Genomic DNA, 6,769 nt, shown 5'->3' on the forward strand with positions numbered 1-6,769 from the left:
GCAGATTAAAGGAGTTTGAGTTAGTTTGAAAACATTTGCTGAATTCGGCTTGGAACCAAAAGTGTTGCAGGCCATTACGGAATTGGGTTTTGAAGAAGCAACCCCAATTCAATCCAAGTCCATTCCTATTGCGCTCACCGGCAGCGATTTAATCGGTCAAGCTCAGACGGGAACGGGCAAGACGGCTGCGTTCTCGATACCGCTTATTAACAAAATCCCGACAAGCGAAGATCGGATCGTTGCTCTCATCATGACGCCGACGCGCGAACTGGCGATCCAAGTATCGGAAGAAATCGGAAAGCTGACGAAGTACAAAGGTCTCCGCTCGCTGCCGATCTACGGCGGACAAGAGATCGGTCGCCAAATCCGCTCGCTGAAGAAACGTCCTCAAATCATCATCGGCACGCCGGGACGGCTGCTTGATCACATCAACCGCAAGACCATCAAGCTCGACGACGTGCAGACAGTTGTCCTAGACGAAGCCGACGAAATGCTGGACATGGGCTTTATGGAAGACATCACGAGCATCCTCTCTCTCGTACCGGAAGAACGTCAAACCATGCTGTTCTCGGCTACAATGCCGCCGAACATTCAGCGTCTTGCCGCCCAATTCCAGAAGAACCCTGAGCACGTATCGGTTATACCAAAACAAGTCAGCGCACCGCTGATCGATCAAGCTTACATCGAAGTGCACGAGCGCCAGAAGTTCGAAGCGCTTAGCCGCTTGCTGGACATGGAATCGCCGGAGCTTGCCATCATCTTCGGCCGCACGAAGCGCCGCGTCGATGAGCTGAGCGAAGCACTCCAGAAGCGCGGATACTCTGCTGACGGTCTGCACGGCGACTTGTCCCAGAATCAACGTGACGCGGTTATGCGCAAGTTCCGCGACGGCAGCATCGACGTGCTCGTTGCTACTGACGTGGCTGCGCGCGGTCTGGACGTATCTGGCGTAACGCACGTTATCAACTTCGACCTGCCGCAAGATCCGGAGAGCTATGTTCACCGCATCGGCCGTACGGGTCGCGCAGGCAAAGAAGGTACGGCTTGGTCGTTCGTCACGCCGCGCGAGATCGATCACCTGCACTTCATCGAGAAAGTGACGCGCCACAAAATTCCGAAGAAGCCGCTGCCAAGCATTGCCGAAGCGATCGAAGGCAAACAACGCGTAACGGCTGAGCGGATTCTTGAATTCGTTCAAGAAGAGAGCATTAACGAATACAAAGGCATCGCGATCCAATTGCTAGAGCAGTACGATTCCGTTAACCTCCTGGCTGCCGCGATCAAACTGATCACGGGCGAGAAGAAAGACGTGAACATCGAACTGACGCCGGAAGATCCGATTCGCGCGAAGAAACGCAGACCGGATGTTCGTTCGAACGGACGCCGTTTCTCCGGCGGTCCATTCGGCGGCGGCAACCGCAGCGGCAACGGCCCTCGCGGACGTTCCGAAGGCGGACGCAGCGGCGATAGCCGTGGCGGATACAGCGGTAGCGGTGGCGGCAGCCGTGGCGGTTACGGCGGCAGCCGTGATGGCGGAAGCAGCAGCAGCAGCAACCGTGGCGGTTACGGTGGTAGCCGTGACGGCGGCAGCGGCGGCGGCCGCAGCTCGAGCGGCGAATACCGTCGCCCGCGTCAAGAGCAATAAGCTTTGTGCTATGTAGGATAATGTTCGTTCGCGCTACGCGCGGATGAATACAAGAACGGGGCGTTCCCGCCGCTAGATCGGCTGGGAGACGCCCCGTTTTTTAATTCTCGCCGCACTCCTAGTACAGGAATCCTTTTGTGACAATAACGAGCAGGATGAAGAGGACCAGGATAAATGCCGCGCTGTTGTAGCCGCCGCCGCCATAGACGTTGCTCATGGATGGTTTCCCTCCCTTGTGTGATCGTTTGGGGAAGACCCCCTGGCTAAGTACAGCCAGGGGGTCACTGGTATTAGTACAGGACGCCCTTCGTGACGATGACGAGCAGGATGAAGAGAACAAGGATAATGCCTGCCGCTGTGCCGATACCTCCGCCGTAAACGTTGCTCATGTGGATTCCCCTCCTTGTCGTTTAACTGTGTGTTCTGCTAATTGTGCTTGTCGGGCATTCTTAGTACAGAACGCCGCGAGTAACGATTACCAGCAGGATGAAGAGAACGAGGATAATGCCTGCCGCCGTGCCGATACCGCCACCGTATCCGCCACCGTATCCGCCACCGTAAACATTGCTCATATGAAATTGCCTCCTTTTATTTTTATGGGATGGTGCATGAATACCGTCAGGGAATTAGTACAGGACACCGCGGGAAACGATGACCAGTAGGATGAACAGAACGAGGATGAAACTGGCCGCACTAGCGCCTGCGCCGTAACCGACATTGCTCATGTGATGATGCCTCCCTTAGAAAGTTGTTTGAATCCGAAGTACACTATATCTATATGCGGATAGGTCGACGTCGCAAAGGCAATGGCCTATACCCGGACAAAATGGGCGCTGGCGTTATGGGGCCAACCTATATTATGATAGGGTTATGAAATCGCTTGCGCATGGTGCGGCCCCGAAAGCGGGCGAATAACCGGCCGGCCGGGCGAAAGGTCAGGGGGATAAGCTAGCATGGAAATGAAAGGCATGATGGGTGGACTTTACAAAATATCCGAATGGATTATGCGCCTATCGGTAACGAACATCCTCTGGGTGATTTGCTCCTTACCGTTTATGTTTTTGGTGTTTACCCATTTCATGGCGGTCGCGACGGGAACCGTCTCGGAAGAGCAGGCCGGAGACTTCATGAAGCAAGGGTTCATCCTAGCGGGCATCGTGGCGCCATTCACGCTGTTCCCCGCGACGTCGGCCATGTTCGGCGTAGCTCGTAAGTGGGTTATGGGCGAAGTCGACGCTCCGCTCCTGAAGACCTTCTTCCGTAATTACAAGGACAGTTATCTGCAGAGCATGATTGCCGGCATCATCTATGTTGTTCTGTTCGCGGTCATGATCGTCGACTTCCAAGTGTATGGCGGGGAGCTGAAGGACCTTCAATTTGTTTCGTATTTGTTTATCGCCCTGCTGATATTGCTCGGCGTCTCGCTCTTTAACTTCTTCTCGATGGTTGTGCACTATCATATGAAGACGTTCCAGCTTATTAAGAATGCGCTATTCATCACGATCGGCCGGCCGTTCCGCTCGATCTCGACGGCCGTCATGTGCGGCGTGGTCATCTACATCAGCTTGAGCAGCCCGAAATTGATGTTCCTTATCCCGTTCTTCACGGGCAGCGTGGTGGCAGCGATTGCGTTCTGGAATTTCTACGGCATCTATATGAAGCTTCAAATGCAGGCGGAGAAAGCGGCTGCCGCTGAAGCGGAAGAGGCGCGCAAGGAAGCCGATGAGATCGGCATGCCGCTCGACGACAGCCATGAGCAGCACAGCCGGAAATAATTAGCCGAGAAGGCCACGTTTACTTTTGCTTCGCATACGGCTATAATAGCAATACATCCTGCTTTTGCTCGTTACGACTTTAAATTGTTTTGAACCAATGGCTGTTTCACGGGAGTCCTACATCGAAACGAGGCTGACACGCCCTTTACGGAAGGGATCTCAAATCCGGTTCTGCGGACACCCACCTGCGAGAGCGGGTTCAGAAACAAGCAAGTCGGACGGCTTTAGCGGGTTCCATCTTTCAAGCAAGAAGGGGGCAACCCCTTTTTTTTATGCGTTTATATGTGCTATCATAACATGTAGCGTACATAGATGTCGGAGGGGGAGATCATCTTTGTTGAAGCGCACCCTGATGGGGTTGCTGCGCAGTCACGAATTGACTGGCGATAAGGCAAAAGATCCGTTACTGAAATCCCATTATTACAAACTTTCGAAGGATAAGGCTTGGGAAGAGGTTGTCTCAACCCTGAAGAAGATGCAAGGGTACAAAGTGCTTCACGAAGTACAGTCGGTCGGTGAGATCGTACTGGAGAAGCGGACCATGACCGGACGCACGATGGATATTACCGTATCCGTCATTGCCGTCAATCCGGTGACGTCGGCCGTCGATATTTATTCCGCATCCCGCGGCTCTTTCGGCGATTTGGGCTCTAATTACCGAATTATTCTGGATATCTATCGCACGCTGGACAAGAAATTAAGCGCCTACAAAACTTCCGGCGCGTAACAAAAAAGCGAGGAGGGAAAGCCCTCACTCGCTTTTTCTTTGCCACGATTCGCGTATAGGTTCGTATGTAGGGTTATACGAGAGCTTTAACGGCTTCGATCGCTTGCTCGTAGTTCGGATGCTCGGTCATTTCGCTCAGCACTTCGACATATTGGATCGTGTCGTTGCCATCGATAACGAAGATGGAACGCATGTCCAGACGAAGTTCTTTGATCAGCACGCCGTAGGCTTCGCCGAAGCTGTTATCCTTGTAATCGGAGAGCAGGGTCACTTTGTCGATGCCTGCCGCACCGCACCAGCGCGCTTGCGCCATTGGCAGGTCGACGCTGACGGTCAGCACGACGACGTTGTCGCCGAGGTTGCCGGCTTCTTCGTTGAAGCGGCGCGTTTGCGCGTCGCATACGCCGGTATCGATCGAAGGCACGACGCTAATGAGCTTGATTTTGCCCGCGTAATCGGAGAGCGAGACAGCCTCCACGAGGGATTTGTTCAGCGTGAATGCCGGCGCTTGATCGCCTTTCTTCAGCTCGGGACCGATCAGGGTGATCGGATTGCCTTTCAGCGTCGCAACGCCTGTACGTTCTTGTGCCATTGGGATTCAATAGCCTCCTTTTAATGGATGGTCGGTACCCTGTTAATTATAAGCATATTGATTTGAGCTTGTCCAATACCTGCCAAAGGAGCATATGTGATGATTTTTTTGAGATATGAAGGATTTCGGTCCTATCTGCGATTGTATCCGGTGACTGCTGTCATTATAGCCATCAATATTATCGTCTATCTGCTGGATACGTGGTTCGTGAGCGGCCATGCCCTTACCGAGCGAGGCGCAATGCTCGTCTATCCGGGCAGCTACTACAGCGAGGATGAGTTGTGGCGCTATGTGACGTCGGTCTTCCTGCACAGCGGCTTCGATCACTTATTGTTCAACAGTTTCGCAATTCTCGTGTTCGCGCCACCGCTTGAGCGGCTGATGGGCAGCGTCAGATATGCATTCTTCTATTTGTTCGCCGGCATTATGGGTAATGCGTTCACCGCATTGTTCGCGCAAGAGCCGACTTTAAGCGTAGGTGCATCAGGCGCGATCTACGGCGTGTACGGCGCTTTCTTGTACTTGGCGTTGTTCAAAAAAGCGCTCGACGAGGCATCGAAAAAGACTGTCTATACGATATTGGCGTTCGGCGTCATCTACTCGGTGTTGATTCCGAACATCAATCTGTGGGCGCATCTAGGCGGGGCCGTCGCCGGATTTTTCTACATCTTCTGGTATGATCGGATTCTGAATACGAGAAAGTAACGGCGGAATGCAATTGTCAGCGCGAGGGGAAGAGGGGACTTCATGGAGCTTCGGCAGTTATATTATTTCGTAAAGGTGGCGCGCAAGGAGCATGTGACGCAGGCGGCGGAAGAGCTTCACGTGGCGCAGTCAGCGGTCAGCCGTCAAATTCACCAGCTGGAGGAGGAGCTTGGCGCCAAGCTGTTCCTGCAGAAGGGCCGTAATTTGCAGCTGACGCCGGTCGGGCAGCTGTTCCTGAAGCGGGCGGAGGTGATCCTGGCCGATCTGGAGCGCGCGGTGATGGACGTGCATGAATTTCTAGATCCGGAGCGCGGCGAAATTCGTCTCGGCTTCCCGCACAGCCTTGGCATCTCGCTCATTCCGGAGGTCGTGGCGGCGTTCCGCAAGAAGCACCCGAACGTCAAATTCCGCTTCAAGCAAGGCATGTATCCGTCGCTTATTCGCGATGTCATGAAGGGCGAGGTGGATCTTGCGTTCGTCTCGCCGTGCCCGGAGTCGCACGAGCATGTAAGCGGACAGACGGTGCTGACCGAGGAGCTGTATGCAATCATGCCGCCGAACCATCCGCTGGCGGGCGAGGCCGTCATCGACTTGGCCCAGCTGAAGGACGAGACATTCGTATTGTTCAGCCCTGGCTACTCGCTGCGTCCGATTGTGTGGGATGCCTGCCTGGCGGCGGGTTTCACGCCGAACATCGGGTTCGAAGGCGAGGAGACCGATACGATTCGCGGACTGGTCGCGGCTGGCATGGGCGTCAGCCTGCTACCGGAGATGGCACTCTACGCGAGCGGGCCGCTGCAACCGGCCAAGGTTCGGGTACAGTCGCCGCGCGTCACCCGCACGATCGGGCTCATCTACCGTTCGAACGAGAAGCTGCCGCTCGTGGCGACGGTGTTCCAACGGTTCCTGCTCGATTATTTCGGATGCAGAATGAACAAATGATGCATGTTCGCACAGGACGGCCGGAGGATTCCGGCTGTTTTTTGCGTTGTCGGCAAAGTACGAAGGGAGTGCTATAGCATCGATGTGCCCCTTCAAAGGGGAGAAGCGCCGTAAGCTTTGTTCGTCAGGACAAAAGCATGCCGGTGAAGCCACCCATGGCCTATAGATGACAGGCTTATGTCTTAGAACTTCAAAACCGACTGAAGCTTTGTCCGCTAGGACAAAAGCGTGCCAGCTCGAAGCAACCCGCCGAGCGCGAACAATGGTGGTTGCACGAAGAAGGGAGTCCAGAGGGCAAAGTCCTATGGTTCCCCTCAGCGGAGGGGCAATGCTGTCAGGTTAAGGAAGTGAGTGGGGTAATAAGTAGTAAAACAGTAAAGTAG

At 54.3% G+C, this 6,769-nt stretch carries 9 protein-coding genes, 1 other RNA gene and 2 pseudogenes; 6 read left to right on the top strand and 6 right to left on the bottom strand.

Annotation, left to right across the window (positions count from 1 at the left end; translation table 11 throughout):
- Window positions 1-25 precede the first annotated feature (25 nt).
- Window positions 26-1,645, top strand: coding sequence for a degradosome RNA helicase CshA (gene cshA, locus ACFFSY_RS08880; protein ID WP_377492921.1), 1,620 nt, complete (start codon window positions 26-28; stop codon window positions 1,643-1,645).
- A 118-nt stretch (window positions 1,646-1,763) separates the two neighbouring features.
- Here cshA and ACFFSY_RS08885 read toward each other — a convergent pair whose 3' ends face one another.
- From ACFFSY_RS08885 to ACFFSY_RS08900, 4 genes are all read right to left on the bottom strand, one after another.
- Window positions 1,764-1,862, bottom strand: coding sequence for a YjcZ family sporulation protein (locus tag ACFFSY_RS08885; protein ID WP_377492923.1), 99 nt, complete (start codon window positions 1,860-1,862; stop codon window positions 1,764-1,766).
- Window positions 1,863-1,935: 73 nt separating this feature from the next.
- A complete protein-coding gene (locus ACFFSY_RS08890; RefSeq protein WP_377492925.1) occupies window positions 1,936-2,034 on the bottom strand; it encodes a dihydroorotate dehydrogenase in 99 nt (32 codons plus the stop codon).
- Between the two features lie 60 nt (window positions 2,035-2,094).
- Window positions 2,095-2,217 carry a dihydroorotate dehydrogenase gene (locus tag ACFFSY_RS08895; protein ID WP_377492927.1) on the bottom strand — a complete coding sequence of 41 codons (123 nt, stop codon included), beginning with the start codon at window positions 2,215-2,217 and terminating at the stop codon, window positions 2,095-2,097.
- A gap of 54 nt (window positions 2,218-2,271) precedes the next feature.
- Window positions 2,272-2,370 (bottom strand): dihydroorotate dehydrogenase, encoded by a 99-nt coding sequence (locus tag ACFFSY_RS08900; RefSeq protein WP_377492929.1) that lies wholly within the window; start codon window positions 2,368-2,370, stop codon window positions 2,272-2,274.
- Window positions 2,371-2,598: 228 nt separating this feature from the next.
- Here ACFFSY_RS08900 and ACFFSY_RS08905 point away from each other — a divergent pair, with 228 nt between their 5' ends.
- The 3 genes and pseudogenes from ACFFSY_RS08905 to ACFFSY_RS08915 all read left to right on the top strand — a co-directional run.
- A complete protein-coding gene (locus ACFFSY_RS08905; RefSeq protein ID WP_377492931.1) occupies window positions 2,599-3,420 on the top strand; it encodes a YesL family protein in 822 nt (273 codons plus the stop codon).
- 52 nt (window positions 3,421-3,472) lie between these two features.
- A non-coding RNA gene (gene ssrS, locus ACFFSY_RS08910) (6S RNA) lies at window positions 3,473-3,658 on the top strand.
- A gap of 114 nt (window positions 3,659-3,772) precedes the next feature.
- Window positions 3,773-4,045 (top strand): annotated as a pseudogene (locus ACFFSY_RS08915) (DUF1499 domain-containing protein); the annotation flags it as partial.
- A gap of 29 nt (window positions 4,046-4,074) precedes the next feature.
- Here ACFFSY_RS08915 and ACFFSY_RS08920 read toward each other — a convergent pair.
- Together ACFFSY_RS08920 and tpx are read right to left on the bottom strand one after the other, a co-directional pair.
- Window positions 4,075-4,113 (bottom strand): annotated as a pseudogene (locus ACFFSY_RS08920) (hypothetical protein).
- Between the two features lie 107 nt (window positions 4,114-4,220).
- On the bottom strand, window positions 4,221-4,739 hold the full coding sequence (gene tpx / locus ACFFSY_RS08925) for a thiol peroxidase (protein WP_377492933.1): 519 nt from the start codon (window positions 4,737-4,739) through the stop codon (window positions 4,221-4,223).
- Window positions 4,740-4,838: 99 nt separating this feature from the next.
- Between tpx and ACFFSY_RS08930 the strand changes: the two genes are divergently transcribed.
- Window positions 4,839-5,444 carry a rhomboid family intramembrane serine protease gene (locus tag ACFFSY_RS08930; RefSeq protein WP_377492935.1) on the top strand — a complete coding sequence of 202 codons (606 nt, stop codon included), beginning with the start codon at window positions 4,839-4,841 and terminating at the stop codon, window positions 5,442-5,444.
- A 42-nt stretch (window positions 5,445-5,486) separates the two neighbouring features.
- Complete coding sequence (gene gltC / locus ACFFSY_RS08935) at window positions 5,487-6,386, top strand: glutamate biosynthesis transcriptional regulator GltC (protein ID WP_377492937.1); 900 nt, start codon at window positions 5,487-5,489, stop codon at window positions 6,384-6,386.
- Window positions 6,387-6,769 lie beyond the last annotated feature (383 nt).

Source organism: Paenibacillus aurantiacus (assembly GCF_042431225.1).
In the GTDB taxonomy this organism is placed as follows: Bacteria; Bacillota; Bacilli; order Paenibacillales; family Paenibacillaceae; genus Paenibacillus_Z; species Paenibacillus_Z aurantiacus.

Bases quoted from the DNA above. Each gene is read 5' to 3' on its own strand.
- ACFFSY_RS08885 (WP_377492923.1), bottom strand. From the start codon at position 1,862: ATGAGCAACGTCTATGGCGGCGGCGGCTACAACAGCGCGGCATTTATC.
- ACFFSY_RS08890 (WP_377492925.1), bottom strand. From the start codon at position 2,034: ATGAGCAACGTTTACGGCGGAGGTATCGGCACAGCGGCAGGCATTATC.
- ACFFSY_RS08895 (WP_377492927.1), bottom strand. From the start codon at position 2,217: ATGAGCAATGTTTACGGTGGCGGATACGGTGGCGGATACGGTGGCGGT.
- ACFFSY_RS08900 (WP_377492929.1), bottom strand. From the start codon at position 2,370: ATGAGCAATGTCGGTTACGGCGCAGGCGCTAGTGCGGCCAGTTTCATC.
- ACFFSY_RS08905 (WP_377492931.1), top strand. From the start codon at position 2,599: ATGGAAATGAAAGGCATGATGGGTGGACTTTACAAAATATCCGAATGG.
- tpx (WP_377492933.1), bottom strand. From the start codon at position 4,739: ATGGCACAAGAACGTACAGGCGTTGCGACGCTGAAAGGCAATCCGATC.
- ACFFSY_RS08930 (WP_377492935.1), top strand. From the start codon at position 4,839: ATGATTTTTTTGAGATATGAAGGATTTCGGTCCTATCTGCGATTGTAT.
- gltC (WP_377492937.1), top strand. From the start codon at position 5,487: ATGGAGCTTCGGCAGTTATATTATTTCGTAAAGGTGGCGCGCAAGGAG.